General features: G+C 69.1%; 15 protein-coding genes and 2 pseudogenes. 9 read left to right on the top strand and 8 right to left on the bottom strand.

All coding sequences use genetic code 11. From position 1 onward, the window contains the following. Positions 1-44: 44 nt before the first annotated feature. The 3 genes and pseudogenes from ABZX79_RS00435 to ABZX79_RS00425 form a co-directional block, all read right to left on the bottom strand. Entirely contained in the window at positions 45-998 is a 954-nt protein-coding gene (locus ABZX79_RS00435) for a carbohydrate ABC transporter permease (protein ID WP_355249613.1), read from the bottom strand. Then, positions 995-1,912, bottom strand: a pseudogene (locus ABZX79_RS00430) (ABC transporter permease subunit); the annotation flags it as partial. The gene ABZX79_RS00435 and the pseudogene ABZX79_RS00430, both read right to left, overlap by 4 nt. A gap of 23 nt (positions 1,913-1,935) precedes the next feature. Then, complete coding sequence (locus tag ABZX79_RS00425) at positions 1,936-3,600, bottom strand: extracellular solute-binding protein (RefSeq protein WP_355249612.1); 1,665 nt, start codon at positions 3,598-3,600, stop codon at positions 1,936-1,938. Positions 3,601-3,743: 143 nt separating this feature from the next. Between ABZX79_RS00425 and ABZX79_RS00420 the strand changes: the two genes are divergently transcribed. Together ABZX79_RS00420 and ABZX79_RS00415 are read left to right on the top strand one after the other, a co-directional pair. Next, positions 3,744-4,940: an RNA-guided endonuclease TnpB family protein gene (locus ABZX79_RS00420; RefSeq protein ID WP_355249611.1), complete on the top strand. Its 1,197-nt coding sequence runs from the start codon at positions 3,744-3,746 to the stop codon at positions 4,938-4,940. Positions 4,941-5,320: 380 nt separating this feature from the next. After that, a complete protein-coding gene (locus ABZX79_RS00415; RefSeq protein WP_355250028.1) occupies positions 5,321-8,167 on the top strand; it encodes a glycoside hydrolase family 3 C-terminal domain-containing protein in 2,847 nt (948 codons plus the stop codon). A 419-nt stretch (positions 8,168-8,586) separates the two neighbouring features. On the opposite strand, the gene yicI is transcribed toward ABZX79_RS00415, so the two are convergent. Continuing rightward, positions 8,587-10,887 (bottom strand): alpha-xylosidase, encoded by a 2,301-nt coding sequence (yicI, locus tag ABZX79_RS00410; protein ID WP_355249610.1) that lies wholly within the window; start codon positions 10,885-10,887, stop codon positions 8,587-8,589. A gap of 166 nt (positions 10,888-11,053) precedes the next feature. Here yicI and ABZX79_RS00405 point away from each other — a divergent pair, with 166 nt between their 5' ends. From ABZX79_RS00405 to ABZX79_RS00385, 5 genes are all read left to right on the top strand, one after another. Then, complete coding sequence (locus ABZX79_RS00405) at positions 11,054-11,584, top strand: SigE family RNA polymerase sigma factor (RefSeq protein WP_355249609.1); 531 nt, start codon at positions 11,054-11,056, stop codon at positions 11,582-11,584. Beyond that, entirely contained in the window at positions 11,584-12,300 is a 717-nt protein-coding gene (locus ABZX79_RS00400) for a hypothetical protein (protein ID WP_355249608.1), read from the top strand. The genes ABZX79_RS00405 and ABZX79_RS00400 overlap by 1 nt, the downstream gene beginning before the upstream one ends. A gap of 87 nt (positions 12,301-12,387) precedes the next feature. Then, positions 12,388-13,761, top strand: a complete 1,374-nt coding sequence (locus tag ABZX79_RS00395) for a potassium transporter TrkG (protein ID WP_355249607.1) — start codon at positions 12,388-12,390, stop codon at positions 13,759-13,761. Beyond that, positions 13,754-14,473 (top strand): TrkA family potassium uptake protein, encoded by a 720-nt coding sequence (locus ABZX79_RS00390; protein WP_355249606.1) that lies wholly within the window; start codon positions 13,754-13,756, stop codon positions 14,471-14,473. Before ABZX79_RS00395 ends, ABZX79_RS00390 begins: the two co-directional genes overlap by 8 nt. Before the next feature lie 65 nt (positions 14,474-14,538). Then, positions 14,539-14,994 (top strand): MarR family transcriptional regulator, encoded by a 456-nt coding sequence (locus ABZX79_RS00385; protein WP_355249605.1) that lies wholly within the window; start codon positions 14,539-14,541, stop codon positions 14,992-14,994. Between the two features lie 24 nt (positions 14,995-15,018). Here ABZX79_RS00385 and ABZX79_RS00380 read toward each other — a convergent pair whose 3' ends face one another. Continuing rightward, positions 15,019-15,189: a hypothetical protein gene (locus tag ABZX79_RS00380; RefSeq protein ID WP_355249604.1), complete on the bottom strand. Its 171-nt coding sequence runs from the start codon at positions 15,187-15,189 to the stop codon at positions 15,019-15,021. A gap of 35 nt (positions 15,190-15,224) precedes the next feature. After that, positions 15,225-15,581 (bottom strand): PRC-barrel domain-containing protein, encoded by a 357-nt coding sequence (locus ABZX79_RS00375; RefSeq protein ID WP_355249603.1) that lies wholly within the window; start codon positions 15,579-15,581, stop codon positions 15,225-15,227. 265 nt (positions 15,582-15,846) lie between these two features. Here ABZX79_RS00375 and ABZX79_RS00370 point away from each other — a divergent pair, with 265 nt between their 5' ends. After that, the gene (locus tag ABZX79_RS00370) at positions 15,847-17,928 is read left to right on the top strand and encodes a SpoIIE family protein phosphatase (protein WP_355249602.1); all 2,082 of its coding nucleotides are present in this window, start codon (positions 15,847-15,849) and stop codon (positions 17,926-17,928) included. A 51-nt stretch (positions 17,929-17,979) separates the two neighbouring features. Here the strand turns inward: ABZX79_RS00370 and ABZX79_RS00365 are convergent, their stop codons facing one another. After that, entirely contained in the window at positions 17,980-19,143 is a 1,164-nt protein-coding gene (locus ABZX79_RS00365; RefSeq protein WP_355249601.1) for a magnesium and cobalt transport protein CorA, read from the bottom strand. 142 nt (positions 19,144-19,285) lie between these two features. Here ABZX79_RS00365 and ABZX79_RS00360 point away from each other — a divergent pair, with 142 nt between their 5' ends. Continuing rightward, complete coding sequence (locus ABZX79_RS00360; protein WP_355249600.1) at positions 19,286-20,419, top strand: winged helix DNA-binding domain-containing protein; 1,134 nt, start codon at positions 19,286-19,288, stop codon at positions 20,417-20,419. A gap of 40 nt (positions 20,420-20,459) precedes the next feature. Here ABZX79_RS00360 and ABZX79_RS00355 read toward each other — a convergent pair. Then, a pseudogene (locus ABZX79_RS00355) lies at positions 20,460-21,054 on the bottom strand (LuxR C-terminal-related transcriptional regulator); the annotation flags it as partial. Positions 21,055-21,076 lie beyond the last annotated feature (22 nt).

Below are 21,076 nucleotides of genomic sequence, written 5' to 3'. Positions count from 1 at the left end.
AGGTACAGCCGGATACGACGGGGGATTGAGGGAGGGGAAACCGCTCAGCCCTTGACGGCGCCGATCAGCATCCCCTTCTGGAAGTGCTTCTGCACGAACGGCGACATCGCGGCGACGGGAATCAGCGCCAGGATCATCACCGCCATCTGCACCGCGAGGCTGCTCAGCGCTCCACTGCTGACCGCCTGACCCATCGCGCCCGGCGGAACCTGGTGCTGGAGCACGAGCTGACGAAGGATCATCTGCAGGGGATACTTTTCGCTGTCCTGGATGTAGAGCATGGCGTTGAACCACTGGCTCCAGTACCCGACGGCGTAGAAGAGCGAGATCACCGCCACGACCGCGCGGGACAGCGGCATGACGATGGTGAACAGGATGCGCCACTCCCCGGCGCCGTCGATGCGGGCGCTCTCGATCAGCTCGGGAGCGGTCCCCATGAAGAAGGCGCGCAGGACCAGGATGTTGAAGACGCTGATCGCGCTCGGCAGGATCATCGACCAGTAGCTGTCCTGCAGCCCGATTCCGGTGACGAGCAGATACGTCGGGATGAGCCCGGCACCGAAGAACATCGTGACCATCAGCATCATCAGCAGCGGTCGGTGCCCGAAGGACCCCACCCGCGACAGGCCGTACGCGCACAGCACGGACACGACCATGCTGAAGACGGTGCCGACCACGGTGAGCCCGACGCTGACCAGCGCCGCGCGCGTCACCGCGCCACCGCTCAGCAGCGCCTCGTAAGCCTCGAAAGTGATCGTCCCGGGCCAGATGACCAGACCGCCGGCTTCCGTGATGGTCTTGCGGTCGGAGAGGCTGGTGACGAGGACGACCCACAGTGGGCCGAGCACGACCAGGCAGATGGCGACGAGCGACAGCCCCTTCAGTCCCTGCCCGATCCTGGTCGGCTCCTCCTCCCACACCGGGCGCCGGCCGGTGCGGTCGATTCTCTGCAGCGGCGTTTCCACCGTGCCCTGCGGATCCACGAGTACGGCGGTCATCGCTTCGAGTACACCCCCTGCTCACCCAGCAGATGAGCGACCTTGTTGGCCAGCAGCACCATGAGCACGCTGAACACGCCCTTGAAGATTCCGGCGGCGGTCGCGTAGCCGAAGTCACCGGTCTTGACGCCCGTCCACCAGATGTAGGTGTCCAGCACCTCCGCCGCACCGGCGCCGACCTGATCGCGCTGGAGCAGGATCTGCTCGAAGTCGAGGTTGAGCGCGCTGCCGACGCGCAGCACCAGCAGCAGGGCGATGACCGGCCGCAGCGCGGGCAGCGTGATGTGCCACATGCGGCGCCAGCGCCCGGCGCCGTCCACGGCAGCGGCTTCGTACAGCTCACTGTTGACAGCGGCGAGCGCGGCGAGGAAGACGATCACCCCCCACCCGGCGTCCTTCCACACCGACTGGGCGGTGAGCAGGAACTTGAAGAACTCCGGGTCGGTCATCAGGTCGAAACCCTCGATGCCGCGCTGTCGCAACTGCTGTGCGATCAGCCCGGCGCCGCCCAGCATCTGCTGGAAAACGGTGACGACCAGAACCCAGGAGAAGAAGTGGGGAAGATAGATGATGCCCTGCACCCATGCTCTGAGACGGTCGTTGAGCACGCTGTTGAGCAGCAGGGCGAGCGCGATGGGGAGGGGGAAGAAGAGCACCAGCTGGGTGAAGAAGATGACCAGGGTGTTCACCAGGACGTCCCAGAACCGGTTGTCCAGGAAGAGCCGTTCGAAGTTGTACGTCCCCACGAACGGGCTGCCGGTGATGCCCGCGCCGTAGGGGTCGTACTCCTGGAACGCGACCACGTTGCCGAGCAGCGGCACGTAATTGAAGACGAGCAGCAGCACGATGGCCGGCACGGTCATCAGGAGCAGGGTCCGGTCGCGCAGAAATCTCTGGCGGCGGGATATGCCGCCGGTGGGGGCGGCGGACTTCCCTTTCACTGGCCGGAGCCCTGCTTCGCGAGGATGTCGGCGTACCACTCGCGCAGCTCGTCGCCACCGCTCTTCTTCCACGTGTTCACGGCCTCTTCCACGTCGCTGACCTTCTTGCGGCCGCGCCGGATGTCCTTCTGGAAGTCGTCGAAGGGGGTGTAGAGGGAGGCGTAGCGCTGCGGCTCGACGATCTGCATGCCGAAGAAGAGGGGTTTCTTGATGTGCGGCGCCTGGCGGGCCATCCAGCCCGCGTACTCCTTTGCCACCTCCGGGAAGTCGGGGTAGGCGATGACGCTCGGCGGGGAGGCGAAGAACAGGTAGGTGGCGGGCTGAGCCTCCTGGACACCCCGGTCGGTGCGGACCGGGACACCTTTCTTCATCTCATAGTGCGTCCCCTCGACGCCGAAGTTGATGAGCTGGAACTCCTTGGTGCCGTACGGCGCGGCCGCGTAGTCCACCAGGGCCAGCAACTCCTCGATTTTCGCCTTCGGCAGGTTCTTGTTGATGAAGGAGAAGATCCCGGCCGGCGGATCCTGGTAGAGGACCGGCTTCCCGCCGTCGGAGCTGAAGAGATCAAGTGCCCGCATGTCGAACTCCGGGTTGGACTTGGACTGTTCCGAGACCATGCCCTGCCAGGCACCGGTGCCGTCGTTGTACATCAGGACCCCGCCGCTGGTGAACCGGATCTTGGCGTCGGCGTCCTTGTTGGCCTCGGCGTCGGGGTGGACCACCCCGGCGTCGTGCAGCTTGCGGGCGAAGGCGAGCGCTTCGCGGTACTCAACGGTCTCTATCTTGTGCACGAGCTTGTCGCCGTCGAGCTGCCAGTAGTGCGGAGCGTCGGGGAGCACGCCGAACATCTTCTGGATGCAGGTCCACAGATCGTCGAACGCCCAGACCTTCTTCTTGGCGTCCGTGTACTCCTTGGCGAAGGCGAGCAGTTCATCGGCGCTGGCGGGCAGCGTCGCACCGAGCCCGTCGAGGAGATCCTTCCGATAGAAGATCGCGTTGCCGATGATGGGCGCGGGCATCGGCAGGCCGCGCAGTTTGCCGCCGAAGACCGACATCTGCCACGCCCCGGTGGGGATGTTGGCGAGGTTCGGGTACTTCTCGACCTTGTCACCGGAGAGGTACGGACCCAGGTCGGCGAACTTGCTGACGATCGCGTTGCGGATCTGACCCTGGAAGTTCCAGCCGGGGATGGTGACGATGTCGGCGATGTCGGATCCGGCGAGTACGGCGCCGATTTTCTCCTGGTAGGTGTTGCCGTCCTGCGGGTCGAAAACGACGGTGGCGCCCAGCGCCTTGTTGACGGCCGTGTAGTAGGCGTTGTCCTTCTTCGGCACGGTGCCCCAGATGGGGGTCATGGCCTTGAAAGTGCTGCCCTTGCCGGGAGCCCCCTTGACCGAAGTGGCCAGCGGATCGGGCAGCTTGGTGAAGCCGGCGCTGGAGCCGTTGACGCTCGGGATGTCCGGGCTGACCAGGTTCGCGGGTACGTACTTCGGGAGGATGGCTTTGAGCGCCTTGCCCGCGGTCGCACCTTCCTTGCCGCCCTGCGCGGGCCCGCCGCAGGCGGCGAGCAGCGGCGATCCACCGGCCACCGCGACGGCGGCGACCGCCGTGGAGGCGAGGAAGCTTCTCCGGCTCGGGGTGGAGGGGGAGTTCGGCGTCATCCCAGTCTCCTTGCGTGGGTACCCCGTGCTTTAGCTCGGGGAGCAAAGGCATCCTTGGCCCGGAGCCGCGAAGCGGCCGGGCTTCTGTGCGTATCTGTTCTGGCTGTCCGTGTCTTATTAACGGGACCGGTAGTTAGTGAGATGTGAAGACCGAGCTGGTGAAGCGGGCGTTCAAGTTCCGCTTTCACCCCACGAACGAGCAGGCGGCGGAGCTGTCGCGCACGTTCGGGTGTGTCCGCAAGGTCTACAACCTGGCGCTGGAAGCCCGCACAGGGGCGCGGTTCCAGCGCCAGGAGCGGGTGAACTACAACGCCACCTCGGCGATGCTGACGCAGTGGAAGAAGACCGAAGAGCTCGCTTTTCTCCGCGAGGTGTCGTCGGTGCCGTTGCAGCAGACGCTGCGGCATCTCCAGGGCGCGTTCTCGAACTTCTTCGAGGGCCGGGCGAAGTACCCCCGGTTCAAGTCGAAGAAGAAAACCCGACGCTCTGCGGAGTACACCAAGTCGGCGTTCAAATACCGCGACGGTGCGCTCACGCTCGCCAAGATGGAGAGCCCACTCGCGATCGTGTGGTCCCGGCCTCTGCCCGAGGGGGCGGAGCCGTCCACGGTGACCGTGTCCCAGGACAGCGCGGGCCGCTGGTTCGTGTCCATGCTCTGCGAAGATGCATCGGTCAAGCCCCTGCCCGTCCTGGACACCGCCGTCGGCATCGACGCGGGGATCACCAGCCTGGTGACGCTCTCCACCGGGGAGAAGGTCACCAACCCCCGGCATGAACGCCGGGACCGTGCACGCCTGGCCAAGGCCCAGCGGGTCGTGGCGAAGAAGGAGAAGGGCTCCCGCAACCGGGACAAGGCCCGCATCAAGGCCGCCAAGATCCACGCCCGGATCGCCGACCGGCGCCGGGACTTCCTGCACCAGCTCACCACTCGGCTCGTTCGTGAAAACCAAACGATCGTGATCGAGGACCTGACCGTCCGCAACATGGTCAAGAACAAGAATCTGGCTCGCGCCATCTCGGACGCGGCCTGGACCGACATGCGCACGATGCTGGAGTACAAGTGCACCTGGTACGGAAGGAACCTGGTCACCATCGACCGCTGGTTCCCCTCCACCAAACTGTGCTCCGCATGCGGCACCGTCCGAGAGAAACTGCCGCTGAACGTCCGTGAATGGACGTGCGATTGCGGTACCACGCATGACCGCGATGTGAACGCGGCATGCAACATTCTGGCCGCCGGACTGGCGGTTACAGCCTGTGGAGCGGGTGTAAGACCTCAACGGGAGTCCTCCCGGACGGGGCAACCTGCTGCGAAGCAGGAAACCCTCACTGCGAAGTAAGGAACCCCCCTCGTTCACGAGGGGGAGGATGTCAATGCGTCAACCCTTCATGGCACGGTCGCCTGGACACCCGGCGGAGATGCGTCGGCGTAACTGGCTTGAGCGAGGCGCGAGATGAGGAGACGAGAACACTGGTCCGTCCTCATCGTCGAAGCGCTTCGATGTTGCTGCGAGGTTAAGTGACCGCTTCTGACCGCACAAGAGTCGAAGCCAAGATTCCTCGGATGTTACGGGCGGGGCGGTGGTGTTGAGTGGGCGGCGGAATGCGGGACGGCGTGGTGGTGATGTGTCTTGACACCCGAGCTCTGTGAGCAAGAGCATCGAAGCGCTTCGAAAGCCCACTCGCCCATGACCAAGGGAAACCGCACGTGACTGCAGACCTGTTCGCCCACCAGCCGCCTGCCTTCCGAGACCCGGACCTGCCCCTGGGCAAGCGGGCGGAGGATCTGCTCGGCCGGCTGACGCTCGACGAACGGATCGCGATGCTCCACCAGGTGGCGCCCGCGGTGGACCGGCTGGACCTCCCGTCCTTCCGCACCGGTCAGGAGGCACTGCACGGTGTGGCATGGATGGGCCCCGCGACCGTCTTCCCCCAGGCCGTCGGGCTCGGCGCGAGCTGGAACGAGGACCTGGTGCGCCGGGTCGGCGAAGCCGTCTCCCGCGAAGCGCGGGCCATGCGCGCGCACGACGACCGCATCGGCCTCAACGTCTGGGCGCCCACGGTGAATCTGCTCCGTAACCCGCTGTGGGGCCGCGGCGAGGAGGGCTACTCCGAGGACGCGACACTCACCTCCGCCATCGCCGTCGCGTACACCCGGGGCCTGCGCGGCGACCATCCGCACTACTGGCGGACCGCGCCCGTCCTCAAGCACTGGCTCGCCCACAACAACGAGACCGACCGGGACACCTTCTCCGCCTCCGTCAGGCCGCGCGTCCTGCATGAGTACGATCTGCGCGCCTTCCGAGCCGCCGTCGAGGCCGGTGCGGTCGCCGGTGTGATGCCCGCGTACAACCTGGTCAACGGCCGCCCCAACCACCTCTCGCCGTATCTGCGCGAGGAGTTGCGTGCCTGGACCGAACAGCGCCTGTTCGTCTGTTCGGACGCCGGCGCACCCAGCAACCTCGTCGATTCGCAGCACTACTTCGACACCCACGAGGAAGCGACGGCGGCGGCACTGCTGGCGGGCGTCGACAGCTTCACCGACCTCGGCACGGACGGATCGACGACCGTGGCCCGGGTACGCGCGGCCCTCGACCAGGGCCTGATCGACGAGTCCGACATCGACACGGCCGTCCTCCGGCAGCTGTACGTACGTCTCATCCTGGGCGAGTTCGACCCGGACCTCGACCCGCACGCGCAGGTGACGGACTTCGACACCCCCGCCCACCGCGAACTCGCTCAAGAGGCCGCCGAACAGGCTGTGGTCCTGCTGAAGAACGACGGTCTGCTGCCCCTCGACCCGACCACCGGGCCGCGCATCGCCGTCGTCGGACCACTCGCTGACGAGTGCAAACTCGACTGGTACAGCGGCACCTTGATCCGCAGCTCCACGCCGCTCGACGGAGTGCGGGAACGGTTCGGCCACGACAGGGTGACGTACGCGGAAGGCTCGGACCGGATACGGCTGTGCTGTGCGGCCGGTGCGTTGTACGTCCCGGACAGCGATGCGCCGGCCGGGGCACGCGGAGCGGAGGGGGCGCTGGACCCGGCGCTGCTGGCGGGCCGCACCGACCTCCCGCCGCTGACCGTCGCGGCGGAGGGCACCAAGGGCACCGAACTCGCCCTGGCCGACTGGGGTGGCGGAGTCCTGACCCTGCGCGCACCGGACGCCCGGTACCTCTCGGTGGCCGACGACGGCTTCGTACGGGCCTCCGCCGACCAGCCGGGCGGCTGGACCGTCCAGGAGACCTTCCGTCTCGAACCTCATGGCAGCGGGCATCTCCTCAAGCACATGGCGACGGGTGGTTACGTCTCTGTCGCCGCCGACGGCGTGAAGGTTGCCGCAGAGGGTGAGATCTTTTCCGTCGAGGTCGTGGAGCGCGGCGAGGAGGAGGTGGCCCGCGTGGCGGCGGCCGCCGATGTGGTGATCGTGGTGGGGGGCAACGACCCGCACATCAACGGCCGCGAGACCGAGGACCGGACGACCCTCGCCCTGCCGGACCACCAGGACCGCCTGTGGCGCGCCGCCCGCGCCGCCAATCCGCGCACCGCGCTGGTGCTCGCCTCGTCGTACCCGTACGCCGTCCCGGAAGCCGCCACCGAGCTCCCGGCGCTGTTGTGGACGGCACACGGCGGCCAGGCGGCGGGCACGGCCCTGGCGAGGGTCCTCGCCGGTGACGTCTCGCCCGCCGGGCGGCTGCCGCAGACCTGGTACGCCGCCGATTCCGATCTGGCGGGGCTGCTCGACTACGACATCATCGGCAGCCGCCAGACGTACCTCTATTACGACGGCACGCCCCTCTTTCCCTTCGGCCACGGTCTGTCGTACTCCTCCTTCGCGTACGAGGACGTGTCCGCCACGGTCGAAGCGGATGCGGTACGAGTCGCCGTGACCGTCACCAACACGGGTGCGGTAGCCGCGGACGAGGTCGCGCAGCTGTACGCGCGGGCACTCGGCGCGCGCGTCCCGCGCCCACTGCGCGAGCTCGTGGGCCACCGCCGCATCCACCTCGCGCCGGGCGCTGTGCGGCGGCTGGAGTTCGAGGTGCCCGTCTCCGCGCTCGGCTTCTGGGACGTGGCACACGGCCGCTGGACGGTCGATCCCGGTCATTACGAGTTCCTGGCCGGCGCGTCGAGTACGGACATCCGCGGCACGGCGACCGTACGGATCGACGGCGAGGCGCCCGCGCCCCGCCCGGTCCTGGCGGCGGGCATCGCGGCGGTGGACTACGACGAGCAGCGCGGCACGGAGATCGTGGACCGGTCGAAGGTGGCGGGCGACGCGGTGACGCCGGTGGCGGGGGAGCGGGGGGAACTGTTCTTCCGGTACTGCGACTTCGGCGCGGGCGCGGCGTCCGTCACAGCCACGGTCTCAGCGACGGCGCCGGGCGCGGTGACCCTGACGCTGGCGGACGGCACGCCGCTGGCGGCGATCGAGGTCCCGGCGAGTGGTGGTCCGTACGCCTACGAGGTGCTGCGCGCGGAGATCGAGGTGTCCGGCGTCCAAGACATCCGGGCCGAACTGCGAGGCCCGATCCGCCTGGCGGAGCTCACCTTCACGCCCTGACGCCTGCGGCGGGCGCCGCGTGGGGGCAAGCCCCCGGACGCCCTTCGGGCGTGTCCTCAAACGCCGGACGGGCTGGATATGCTCCCGCACCCCTCAAGCCCCTCCGCCGTTTGAGGACCGGGGTTTGGGGCGGAGCCCCAGCTACCCCCGGCCGCTTCAGCCTGTCCGGCTCTTGAGGGGCGGGTCTGGGGCGAGCCCCAGTTACCCACCTCGGCCAGTTCAGCCCGTCCGGCGTTTGAGGACCGGGGTCTGGGGCAGCGCCCCAGTTCGGGAAGGGGCGGGTAGGGGAAAGCGCCGCAGGCACCGGCACCCCGCACCGCGCCCGCACCCGCACCCCGCACCGCACCCGCACCGCACCCGCACCGCACCCGCACCGCACCCGCGCCCCCGGCGCACCCGCACCCGCACCCGTGTCCCCCTCACCCCACCCCCAGCACCACCTCACCCGCCCCCTCCGCGCCAACGTCCCCCCACTCCACCCGGAACGGCAACCGCCGCGCCGACGCCCCCTCCGCCGTAACCCGGACGCAGTCCCCCTCGCGCACGACCCGGAACACCGCCGCATCCGCCCCCACCCGATCCGGCACCGTCACCGTCACCGGCACCCCGCGCTCCACCAACGCCGCCGGCTCGTACACCCGCAGAGTCAGCCCCTCCAGCCACTCCCCGTCCGGCCGTTGGTCGTCCGCGCCCAGCGGCAGCACCGCGCCCGGCCGCACAAACAGTGGCAGGCTGTCGAAGCCGTACGTCTGCCGCCGCCACACCGGCCCGGTCACCACCTCACCGCTCAGCAGATGCGTCCACGTACCAGCCGGCACGTAATACTCCACTTCACCGTCCGCGCTGAAGACCGGCGCGACCAGCAGATCCGGACCGAGCATGTACTGCCGGTCCAGCGGCCGGCACGCCGGATCCTCCGGGAACTCCAGCAGCATCGGCCGCATCACCGGCACACCCGTCCGGTGTGCCTCGACGGCCGCCCCGTACAGATACGGCATCAGCCGGTGCTTGAGCAGCGTGAACTGCCGCGCCACATCCACCGCTTCCTCGCCGAATGCCCACGGCACCCGGTAAGAGACGTTGCCGTGCAGCCTGCTGTGCGACGACAGCAGCCCAAAAGCGAGCCACCGCTTGAAGACATCGGGGTCGGGCGTCCCCTCGAACCCGCCGATGTCATGGCTCCAGAAGCCGAACCCCGACAGGCTCAGCGACAGACCGCCGCGCAACGACTCCGCCATCGCGTTGAACGAGGCGAAGCAGTCACCGCCCCAGTGCACCGGGAACTGCTGCCCGCCTGCCGTCGCCGACCGCGCGAACAGCACCGCCTCACCACCCCCGCGCTCCTTCTCCAGCAGCTCGAAGACCGTCCGGTTGTAGAGGTGCGTGTAGTAGTTGTGCATCCGCTCCGGGTCGGAGCCGTCGTGCCACACCACATCCGTCGGCACGCGCTCACCGAAGTCGGTCTTGAAGCAGTCCACACCCTGCTCGAGCAGGGCCCGCAACTTGCCCGCGTACCACTCGCGCGCCGCCGGATCGGTGAAGTCCACCAGCGCCATGCCGGGCTGCCACAGATCCCACTGCCAGATGTCACCGTTGGCCCGCCGCACCAGATAGCCGGCCTCGGCCCCCTCCGCGAAGAGCGCGGACTTCTGCGCGATGTACGGGTTGATCCACATGCTGATCCGCAGGCCCCGCTCCTTGAGCCGGGCCAGCATGCCGTCCGGGTCCGGGAAGACATCGGGGTCCCACCGGAAGTCCGACCACTGGTACTCGCGCATCCAGAAGCAGTCGAAGTGGAAGACGGACAGCGGAATCTCACGCTCAGCCATTCCGTCGACGAAAGAGGTGACGGTTTCCTCGTCGTAAGCCGTACAGAAGGAGGTAGTCAGCCACAGCCCGAACGACCAGGCGGGAGGCAGCGCGGGCCGGCCGGTCAGAGCGGTGTAGCGGGTAAGGACATCCTTCGGCGAGGGCCCGGCGACGACGTAGTACTCCAGCGACTGGTCCTCGACGCTGAACTGCACCTGCCCGACCGACTCCGAACCGATCTCGAAGGAGACTTTCCCCGGATGGTTGACGAAGACGCCGTAACCGCGCGAGGACAGATAGAACGGGACGTTCTTGTACGCCTGTTCGCTGCTCGTCCCTCCGTCCGCCTGCCACAGATCGAGGCTTTGGCCATTCCTCAGGTACGGAGTGAAACGCTCACCGAGCCCGTAGATGTTCTCGCCCACCCCCAGGGCGAGTTGGGCGACCATGTGGTGCCCGCCGTCCGCGGTGGTCGCGAAGGCCGTCCCCTTGCTCTCGACGGCGGTGAGCCTGCGCCCTTCCCCATCGAGGAAGACCGGCCCCCAGTCCTGCTCCGTGTCGAACCGCAGCGTCAGCGGCCCGCTGGTCAGCTCGGTGACCGTGCCGTCCCGCCGGGTGGTGGCAGCCGATCCGCCGCCCGATCCGCCGTCCGCGCCGAACAGCTCGAACTCGGGCCCGTGGTGCGCCTTTCCGGCGTGATGGGTCGCGCGTACACCGATGACGCCCTCGGCCGGTGAGAAGCACTCGACCGTGATGAGCGGGGTGTTGAGGGTGGCGCCGCGGTGCTCGACGCGTCTGACAGCGGCGTACGCGGTGATGTGGTCGGAACTGACATGCAGATCGCGGACTTCGGTGGCGTACGAGGCGTGCACGCCTTCGCGCATGAGCCAGAAGCCGTCGGTGAACTTCACAGTGGTTCCTTGCGGGGATCAGGCGAGGCAGGGCGGCGGCTGCCGTTCTCCGGCACCATTTTGGTCGTACGCCGAACAAATTACGTGACGCCGCGTTCCCGGACCAGGGGAACGGGCGCACTATTAAGCAGGCCAGTAAACAAATGGCAAGGGGAGGAGGCCAGCCGTGGGCACAGTCCCGCCGGACGCCGCCGCGGAGTTCCATGAGTTCTTCGAGCGCCACCACGCCGGCCTTGCCCGCCTCGCCCATCTCCTTACGGGGGACGCGGACGCCGCCGACGATCTGGCGGCCGACGCGCTGGTGGCCCTCTGGCACCGCTGGGACCGGGTACGGGCCGCCGACCACCCCGCGGCGTACGCCCGCGGTGTCGTCGCCAATCTGGCGCGCAGCCGAATCCGCAGCGCCGTAAGGGAACGCCGCCGGGTCGCTCTTGTCTGGCCGCATCGCGCCGAGCACGCGGACGGCCCGGACGTACCGGCGGTCGTCGACGTCCAACAGGCGCTGCGCACACTGCCGTTCCGTAAACGAGCCTGCGTGGTACTGCGCCACGCCTTCGACCTCTCCGAGCGGGACACGGCGCTGGCCCTGGGAGTCTCGGTCGGTACGGTGAAGAGCCAGACGTCGAAGGGCGTGGCGCAGCTGGAAAAGCTGCTGGACAGCAATGCCACCGCGGAACTCGTGGGAGAGAGGCGCTGATGGACGAGCTCCGCAGGCAGCTGCGCGAAGCGGCCGCCGCGCACCGGCCCGACCGCGCGCGGATGCTGGCGCGGGTGGAGCGGGCCATGGCACCGCCCGCGGCCGGGGCGGCGGGCGGGCGCACCGGATCGCCGGCGTCCTGGCTGCGTATCACGGGCGCGACGGCTGCCGTGGCCGGGGTGCTGGTGGCGGGCGGCTACGCGGTGGCCTCCGCCACCCGGGATGCGAAACCCACCCACTCGACCGCGACGCCGCCACCCCCGACCCCGGCCCCGCCACCACTGACCGGTGCGGACCACGCGGCGGAGGACGCCTACCTGCGGGGAGAGGGTGTGGTGGACCCGCACAGCAATCGCTTCTGGGCGCAGAGCAACGTCAGGCTGAAGACCCGTGAACCGCTCGACGCGCTCACGGTCGAACTGCGCGTCGCCCAGACGGGCGGCGTCGCGGACACCGGCAGCTGGCGCTCCCTCCCGGTCGACGACTTCACCGTCTCCGTACGCGAGGAGAACGGCGCCCTCGTCTTCCGCTGGACGCTCAAGCCGGGCCGTACGGTCCCTGTGGGACAGCACGTCTTCGCAGGCCAGTACAACCACGGCGAGGGTGCGCGGGACCCGGGAGACGATACGTACAGCGCCTCCGCGACAGCGAGCCCGACCGGCGAGGACGCCACGCTGCACGGCGATTTCGCCCCTGCCCCGCCCGGATCACCGTAGGCCGGACGTTCGTGCGCGCCCCCCACGCCGGCGAGGCGGACGCGTTGTAGCGTGCAGGCACAACGCCGAGAAGGAAGGCCGACCGCGGTGGCAGGACGCGCGACACGGGTGTGGAAGTCGCTGGTCACCGCTCACCCCGCCCGGACGGTCGTGATGGCCTTCGCCGCGGTGACGCTCGCCGGGGCCGCGCTGCTGTCGCTGCCCCTCTCCTCCGAGGAGAGTGGCGCCACCGGCTTCGTGACCTCGCTGTTCACCTCGACCTCGGCCGTGTGCGTCACGGGACTCGCGGTCGTCGACACCGGTACGTACTGGAGTGGCTTCGGCGAAGGTGTCATCCTCGCACTGATCCAGGTCGGCGGCTTCGGCATCATGACGATGGCCTCGCTCCTCGGGTTGCTGGTCTCCGGAAAGCTGCGCCTGCGCATGCAGCTGACCGCCCAGGCGGAGACCAAGAGCCTCGGTATCGGCGAAGTACGCCGCGTGCTGCTGGGAGTCGCGGGCACCACGCTCGCCATCGAGCTCGCGGCCGGAGCCGTCCTCGCTCTGCGCTTCAGGTACGGGTACGGAGAATCCATCGGCCAGGCGGTGTATCTCGGCTACTTCCACGCCGTATCGGCCTTCAACAACGCCGGCTTCGGGCTGCATGCCGACAACCTCACCCGATACGCCCAGGACGCGTGGGTGACCCTCCCCATCGCCGCAGCGGTCATCCTCGGAGGCATCGGTTTCCCCGTACTGCTGGAACTGCTGCGCCACCGCCGACGGCGGCGCACGACCGGGCGACGCGGCTGGTCACTGCACACCAAGCTGACACTGACCACCACGGCCATTCTGCTCGCGACCGGCACGGTGTTCACCAGCCTGCTGGAGTGGTCGAACCCGGGCACCCTGGGCCACTTCGACTGGAGTGAGAAGCTGCTGAACGGCTTCTTCCACTCCGCGATGAGCCGTACCGCCGGGTTCAACGCGCTCGACATCGGCGCGATGGAAGCCTCGACCCTGCTGATGACGTGCACGCTGATGTTCATCGGCGGCGGCAGCGCGGGGACCGCCGGCGGTATCAAGGTCACCACCTTCGCCGTTCTGGCCGCCGCGATCGTCGCCGAGGTACGCGGTGAACCCAGCTCCGCCATCTTCGGACGGCGTCTGGCACCGCACGTCCTGCGCCAGGCACTGACCGTGGCACTGCTCGGCGTGGGGCTGGTGATGGTGTCCACGCTCGCCCTCCTCACCGTCGTCAGGGCGCCGTTCGAGGCCGTGCTGTTCGAGAGTGTGTCCGCCTTCGCCACCGTCGGGCTGTCCACGGGCATCACCGCGGACGTCCCGGAGTCCGGACAGCTGATTCTCATCCTGCTCATGTTCGTCGGCCGACTGGGGCCGGTCACCTTGGTCTCGGCGCTCGCCCTGCGCGAACGGACCCGCCGCTACCAGCTACCCGAGGAGCGACCCGTCATTGGGTAACTACCTGCAATCCCTGCGCCGTCGCCGCCGCAGGCGGCTCGCGGAACAGCGCCCCGAGCTGAGCGACCAGCGGGTCGCCGTGATCGGCCTGGGCCGGTTCGGCAGCTCACTGGCCCACGAACTGACACGGCGGGGCTGGGACGTACTCGGGATCGACACCGACGCGCCCCTGGTCCAGCGGCACAGTGACGCGCTGACCCATTCCGCCGTCGCCGACTGCACCGATCCGGAAGTGCTCCAGCAGCTCGGTGTGCACGAGTTCACCAGCGCGGTCGTCGGCATCGGCACCGACATCGAGGCGAGCATCCTGATCACCTCCAACCTCCTGGACGCGGGCGTACCGAACATCTGGGCCAAGGCGATCAGCCGTCAGCACGGCAAGATCCTCGAACGGCTCGGCGCACATCATGTCGTCCTGCCCGAGCACGAGATGGGTGAGCGGGTGGCTCACCTGGTGACGGGACGCATGCTCGACTTCATCGAGTTCGACGACGACTACGCGCTGGTCAAGACAGTCGCGCCGGACATCGCCACCGGCGTCCCGCTCGGCTTGAGTGCCGTTCGCAGCAAGTACGGCGTGACCGTCGTCGGTATCAAGCGGTCCGGCCAGGACTTCACCTACGCGACCGCCGAGACGGTGGTGGAAAAGGGCGACGTCATCATCGTCACCGGCAAGACCCGGGCGGTGGAGGGCTTCGCCGGACTCGGCTGACGTCGGTCGTGACCATGCGCCGGGCGGTGGCTATGCTCAAGATCCCCCGCGCTTTCAGAGGAGCCATGAGCAAGCCCGCACAGAACCTGCCTCAGCTGCTCGTCCAGGCCAAGCGCTGGTTCGAAGACGCGCTGCTCACGAGCATGCAGGCGGCAGGTGAGCGACCGGTGACCGCCGCCCAGGCCGCCGTATTCGCCACGCTCGACGAGGAGGGCACCTCGATCTCCGAGCTCGCCCGACGGGTTGGTGTCACCCGGCAGACCGCCCACCAGGCCGTGCACAGTCTGATCGGGATGGGGTTGCTGGAACAGGTGCCCGACCCCGCCTCCGCGCGCAGCAGCCTGGTCCGCGTCACCGCCGAAGGTGCCCGCGCCCACCAGCGCGCCCTGGCCACCATCGCCGTCATCGAAGGCGTCCTGGCCGAGCGCATCGGCACCGCCGCCACCACCGCACTGCGCGAGGCACTGACCGCGCCCTGGGGTGAGCCACCCCTGGTGGAAGCACCTCAAGTGGAAGGGTAGCGACGATGAGTTGGCTGCCCGGCGTTATCGGATGGGACGCCGCCCGGAGCGCCGGGACCAGCGCACGGCGATGAAGGCCAGAGTGGCCGCGAGGACCACGATGCCGATGATCAGTAGGTAAAACAGCCCCTCAACCACCACGCCGATGATTCCCAACACGACGGCCACAAGGACGAGGAACAGGAAGAGAGCCATGGTGCGAACATCTCCTTCCGGCTGAGCGCGGGCAGTCAGCGGCGCGCGAGTTGGCGTTCGCCGGCGGCGCCCGGCTGGTAGGCCATGTCATAGTGCTGGAAGATCGCTTCTTCTGCCTCTGCGGGCAGGATGTCGTCCATGCCGATCGCGGGCGCCTTCTTCACCAGCGCCTTGTCGTACGAGACCTTGACGTAGTCCGGCCCCAGGATCGCCTCGCCGAGGGGCACGAAGGTCAGCCGGTGGCGGGTGGGGGGTCCGGTGCGGACCGTGGCCATGGCCGGTTCGTCGGTGGTGGTGTCCACGTAGATCGCTTCCAGCACGCCGATCTTGTGGCCTTTCGGGTCGACGACGCTGTGGTTGCGCCACTCACGGATATCGGCTGCATGGATCATGGTCCGTCCTCCTGAGCCGTTCGCCCGGGCCGGTGCGAGCCGTCCCACGGGCAGTCGCCGCCCGCTGAACCCCGCTAGCACCTTGTTCTTCCAGGCTATCGGGGAACCTCTTCACCGCGTCCGGGCTTTTGGCTACTCGCGAGGACGCCGAGCCATGGGCTGCCGGGCCAGTGGTGCGGGGCGACGATGGAAGAAACCACGTCGTCGCCCGCTGCAAGCAGTGCGATCACCCACCGTGCCAGCGGGCTGGAAGGAGCAGCCTGCCATGGACGCAGAGGGGTTCCAGGCTGATCTTGGTCCCGCCGGACGAGCGGAGCTGGGCCCTTCGCCGCCGGGTGGGCTGCTGGATGTGCTGGGCGTGGCGGCGATCGTCCTGGATGCCGACGGGCGGATCGTGTTCTGGAGCCCGCAGGCTCAGGCACTGCTGGGGTACAGCGCTGAGGAGGCGCTTGGCCGGTTCGCGGCGCAGCTGCTGGTGGCGGAGGAGCATGTTGATCTCGTGCTGCGGCTGTTCGCCCAGGTCATGGAGGGTGAGGGGAGCTGGGCGGGCGTCTTTCCCGTGCGCCACAAGGACAGGGGCACGCGGCTGCTCGAGTTTCGCAACATGCGACTGCTGGACGACCGCGGCGATCTGTATGCCCTGGGTCTGGCCACCGATCAAGCAACGCTGCAACGGGTGGAGCGGGACTTGGCACTGTCGGTACGGCTGGTCGACCAGTCACCGATCGGGCTGGCCGTCCTGGACACCGATCTGCGGTACGTGATGGTCAACCCGGCACTGGAGCGGATCAACGGTCTGCCGGCCGAGGAGCACCTCGGGCGGCGTGCGCCAGAAGCGCTGCCGTTCCTGGACGCCGACAGCATCGAGTCCGGTATGCGCCAGGTCCTCGCCACCGGCATTCCGCTGCTGGATCAGTACGTCACTGGCCGGACCCAGGCCGACCCCGACGCCGAGCACGCCTGGTCGATCTCGTACTACCGGCTGGAAGACCCTGGTGGAACGGTGCTGGGCGTGGGCACCTCAGCGGTCGACGTCACCGACCGGCACCGAGCGGCTCTGGATGCCGACCGGGCCCGGCATCGCCTGAGTGTGGTCGCTGACGCCTCCGTGCGCATCGGCACGACGCTGGATCTGGAGCAGACGTGCCGCGAGCTGGCCGATGTGGCCGTGCCGGAACTGGCCGACATGGCGGTCGTGGACGTTCTCGACTCCGCCCTGGCCGGCCACCGCACCGTCGTTCCCACCAACGGACCGGCGCTGTTCCGAGCCCTGGCTGTTGCCGTCGCCTACGCCACCGATGCCGCCGCGGCGGCGGCCGACCCTCACGGCGAGGTCACCCGCTACGACGCCGACCGCCTGGTCACCCGGGCCGTCAACACGAGCCGGCCCGTTATGGTGCCCCACGTGGGCGAGGCCGACTTGTCCCTCATCGGCCGCGACCCCCGAGCTGCCGCACTGCTGGCCCGGGCCGGCGTCCACTCCTACCTGGCCGTGCCGCTGATCGCGCGCGGCGAAGTGCTCGGCGCCCTGGATCTCGTACGGGCCCGCAACCCACAGCCCTTCACCGAGGACGATGCCACCCTGGCCTCCGAACTTGCCGCGCGCGCGGCCGTCTGCATCGACAACGCCCGCTGGTACCAGCAGCAGCGCGACACCGCCCTCACCCTTCAGCGCAGCCTCCTGCCCGAGCCACCGCCGTGGCTCTTCGGCCTGGAGGTCGCCTCCCGCTACCAGCCGGCCGGCGTCGCCAGTGAGGTCGGTGGCGACTGGTACGACATCCTCCCGCTGCCCGACCACAAGACCGCCCTCGTCGTCGGCGACGTCATGGGCAGCGGCATCAAGGCCGCCACCACCATGGGACGGCTGCGTACCGCCACCCAGACGCTCGCCGGACTGAACCTCGAGCCCACCCAGGTCCTCCTCAACCTGGACCGGATCACCGCCGGCCTGGACCCCTACTTCGCCACCTGCACGTACGCGCTCTACGACCCCCACAGCGCGCAGTGCCGCATCTCCACCGCCGGACACCTGCCCCCGGTCCGAATGCGGCCCGGGCACGAGCCCGAACTGCTCGACCTGCCTACTGGCGCCCCGCTGGGTGTCGGCGGCGTCCCCTTCCGCACCACCGCCATCGACCTCGACCCCGGCGACCAACTCGTCCTCTACACCGACGGCCTGGTCGAAACCCGCGACCAGGACATCGACACCCGCCTGGACGCCCTGCTCACTCTCCTCGGTGGCCCACACCGCACTCTCGAATACACCTGCGATCACCTTCTGGCCGCACTGCGGCACCCCGACGACCACGACGACGTCGCCCTGCTCATCGCCCGTGTCCGCCGCTGACCAGGAAGGACCGTTGCCCGCGAAGCGCATGACCGGGTCCGACCGCGTGACCTAAAGCCAGTCGCGGCGCTTGAAAATGAGGTACAAACTCAGACAAACAACACCCATAAGGGCGACCGCGAACGGGTATCCGAACACCCATCCCAGCTCTGGCATGTGGTCGAAATTCATGCCGTAGATGGTTCCCACGAGCGTGGGTGCAAACAGGATGGCAGCCCACGACGAGATCTTCTTGATCTCCTCGTTCTGTTCGAAGCCCGCCTCGGCCAGCGCCCGCATCTCCGCGTTCTGCTGCTGCGTGACCAGCGTCGCGTTGACCGTGAGGATGTCGGCCAGGGCCTGGCGGAAGCCGTCGACGCGCTCGCTGGTGTGGGTGACGTGGTCGGCCACGTCGCGCAGGTAGCGCTGGAGTTCCTCGTCCGTACGGTACTTCGCGAAGCCCGCCATCAGACCGTGCAGCATGCCGACCAGGGGGCGGGTGGCGCGCTGGAACTCGACCATCTCGCGGGAGAGTTCATAGATGCGGCGGGATACCTCGGGGTCGCCGCGGAAGACCTCGGTCTCGATCTCGTCGATGTCGTTCTGTACGCCCTCGACGACCGGGGCGTACCCGTCGACCACCGCGTCGAGGATCGCGTACAGCACCGCCTCCGGCCCCAGCGCCAGCAGTTCGGGGGCGTCCTCCATGCGCCTGCGTACGACGGAGAGATCGGGCGCCGCGCCGTGGCGGACCGTGATGACGAAGTCCCGGCCGACGAAGACATGCAGCTCGCCGAAGTCGACCTCCTCCGCCGAATCGATGTAACGCGCCGCGCGCAGTACGACGAAGAGCGTCTCCCCGTAACGCTCCAGCTTCGGGCGCTGATGGGCCTCCAGGGCGTCCTCGACGGCGAGCGGGTGCAGGTCGAACTCGGCGGCGAGGGAGTGGATTTCGTCCTCGGAAGGACGGTGCAGGCCGATCCAGGCCATGCCGGACGGGTACTCCCGCAGCTGGCGAAAGGTCTCGGCGAGCGAGTCGGGGGCCGAGACGCGACGGCCGTCGCGGTAGAGCGCGGCGTGCACGACGCTGGCGCCGTTGCGCTGTACGCCGTCGGGGGACGCGGCGGCGCCGTCGGGCGACGACGGACCGGCGGGAGGGACGGGCGGTGCCGGGGACTGCCTGCGCCAGGCGTTCTTCCTCGGGGACAGTGCGGCACGGACGCGTCGCTCCGTCATCGCAGATCTCACCTCCCGCGTCGGTCGGGCGCGCGCGAAGGCGCGCCGTCGGGCACGGGCAGGATATACGCCCCAAATGTCGTTGGCGTAGTTCTGTCACCGCGGACGGAAACTGTCCGCAAGCGTGAGTAGCGTGCTGAGCATGGCCCCGCAGACGACGAACCCCGCACCGGCACCGGCCGAACTCAGTACCCGCGCACTCAACCGCGCCACCCTGGCGCGCCAGCTCCTGCTCCGGCGTACCGCGATGTCCGCCAAGGACGCCGTCGGGCACCTCGTCGGCCTCCAGGCGCAGAACACCAAGCCGCCGTACTACCAGCTCGCCGCGCGACTGGAGGGCTTCGACCCCGAGGAGCTGTCCGGGCTGATGGCCTCCCGCGAGGTCGCGCGCCTCGTGACCCTGCGCTCCACCATCCACACGCACACCGCCGACGACTGCCTCACGCTGCGCCCGCTCGTCCAGGGCGCGCGCGACCGCGAACTCCAGATGTTCCGCAAGGGGCTCACGGGCGTGGATCCGCAACGGCTGGCGGCCATGACCCGCGACTTCGTCGAGGAGCGGCCCAGGACGCTGAAGGAGATCCGGGAGCTGCTGCTGAAGGAGTGGCCCGACGCGGAGCCGCTCGCCCTCTCAGTCGCCGCGCGCTGCCTGCTGCCGCTCGTTCAGGTCACGCCGCGCGGCCTGTGGGGGCGCAGCGGCCAGGTCGCGCTGACGACCGCCGAGCAGTGGTTCGGCCGGGAGTCGCAGCCGGCCCCGGCGCCCGACGCGACCGTACTGCGCTACCTCGCGGCGTTCGGCCCCGCCTCGGTCAAGGACATGCAGACCTGGTGTGGGCTGACGCGGCTGCGGGAGGCGTTCGAACGGCTCCGGCCGCGGCTCGTCACCTTCCAGGACGTGTACGGCGTCGAGCTCTTCGACCTCCCGGACGCGCCCCGGCCGGACGAGGACACTCCGGCGCCGCCACGGTTCCTGCCGGAGTACGACAACGTGCTGCTGTCCCACGCGGACCGCACGCGCGTGGTGCCCGCGGAGTACAAGGTGCGGACCTGGAAGGGCAACCAGAGCCACTCCACCTTCCTGGTGGACGGCTTCCTGGCGGGCATCTGGCGACTGGACGAGGCCAAGGGGGGCAACGCCGTGACCTTGACGATCGAACCCTTCGGCACGCTCGGCCGGGCGCAGCGGGCGGCGCTGGTGGAGGAGGGCGAGTACGTCCTCGCCACGATGACGTCGGCTGGCACACGCGATGTGCGATTCGGCGTCTTCTCGGCGTAGGGCGTGGCGCGCCCCGCCGGACTGCCGGCAACCGCCACCGTCACGGCAACAGGCCCGCGCGGGGGGCCGCGACCACCGCCTCCCGGCGGGTGTGCGCCCAGCTTCCGCATCGCGGAGCACAGGTAGCCCCTTCACCGTCTCGGGGCGCAGGCCGAGCCGCCGCGCCGCCACGGCGTTCGTCGAGCCCGCCGCCACGCAGGCCGGCACGTCCACCTCGCGCGGTGCCGGCGCCACCTGGTGCTCGCGCCGCGGCGCGGGGCCGTCACCCGCCGTGCCAGCGCGCGCAGTTCGCTGTGCGCGCCCCTGACGAGCTCCCACGCGCTGTGCCCTGCCACCGGCTCGCGCGCCGCAGCCATCGCCGCGTTCAGCGCGTGGTCGCCGAGCGGTAGTGCGTCGCGCAGGGCGGCGTACAGGACACCGCGCACTGTGTGGCGTACGACCACGGGCACCGCCAGCACCGCGCGCAGCCCCTCGGCGGCGACCGCCACGTCGTACTCGTGGCTGATGTGCCGCGACGCGTGGTAGTCCGTGACCGCGCAGGGGCGCGACAGCGCCATGGATATTCCGCCCAGTCCGCTGCCCGCCGTGATGACCAGGCCGTGCAGCGCGCGCGTCGCCGCGCCGCGCCGCTCGGCTCGGCGATACGCAGCCGGCGGG

It is taken from the genome of Streptomyces sp. NPDC002994 (assembly GCF_040611155.1).
GTDB lineage: Bacteria > Actinomycetota > Actinomycetes > Streptomycetales > Streptomycetaceae > Streptomyces.
Note: the sequence above shows the minus strand (reverse complement) of the source record. Positions and strands in the feature narration are given on the sequence as shown.

Bases quoted from the DNA above. Each gene is read 5' to 3' on its own strand.
- ABZX79_RS00380 (WP_355249604.1), bottom strand. From the start codon at position 15,189: ATGGCTCTCTTCCTGTTCCTCGTCCTTGTGGCCGTCGTGTTGGGAATC.
- ABZX79_RS00370 (WP_355249602.1), top strand. From the start codon at position 15,847: ATGGACGCAGAGGGGTTCCAGGCTGATCTTGGTCCCGCCGGACGAGCG.
- ABZX79_RS00375 (WP_355249603.1), bottom strand. From the start codon at position 15,581: ATGATCCATGCAGCCGATATCCGTGAGTGGCGCAACCACAGCGTCGTC.
- ABZX79_RS00435 (WP_355249613.1), bottom strand. From the start codon at position 998: ATGACCGCCGTACTCGTGGATCCGCAGGGCACGGTGGAAACGCCGCTG.
- ABZX79_RS00425 (WP_355249612.1), bottom strand. From the start codon at position 3,600: ATGACGCCGAACTCCCCCTCCACCCCGAGCCGGAGAAGCTTCCTCGCC.
- ABZX79_RS00385 (WP_355249605.1), top strand. From the start codon at position 14,539: ATGAGCAAGCCCGCACAGAACCTGCCTCAGCTGCTCGTCCAGGCCAAG.
- ABZX79_RS00400 (WP_355249608.1), top strand. From the start codon at position 11,584: ATGGACGAGCTCCGCAGGCAGCTGCGCGAAGCGGCCGCCGCGCACCGG.
- ABZX79_RS00360 (WP_355249600.1), top strand. From the start codon at position 19,286: ATGGCCCCGCAGACGACGAACCCCGCACCGGCACCGGCCGAACTCAGT.
- ABZX79_RS00365 (WP_355249601.1), bottom strand. From the start codon at position 19,143: ATGACGGAGCGACGCGTCCGTGCCGCACTGTCCCCGAGGAAGAACGCC.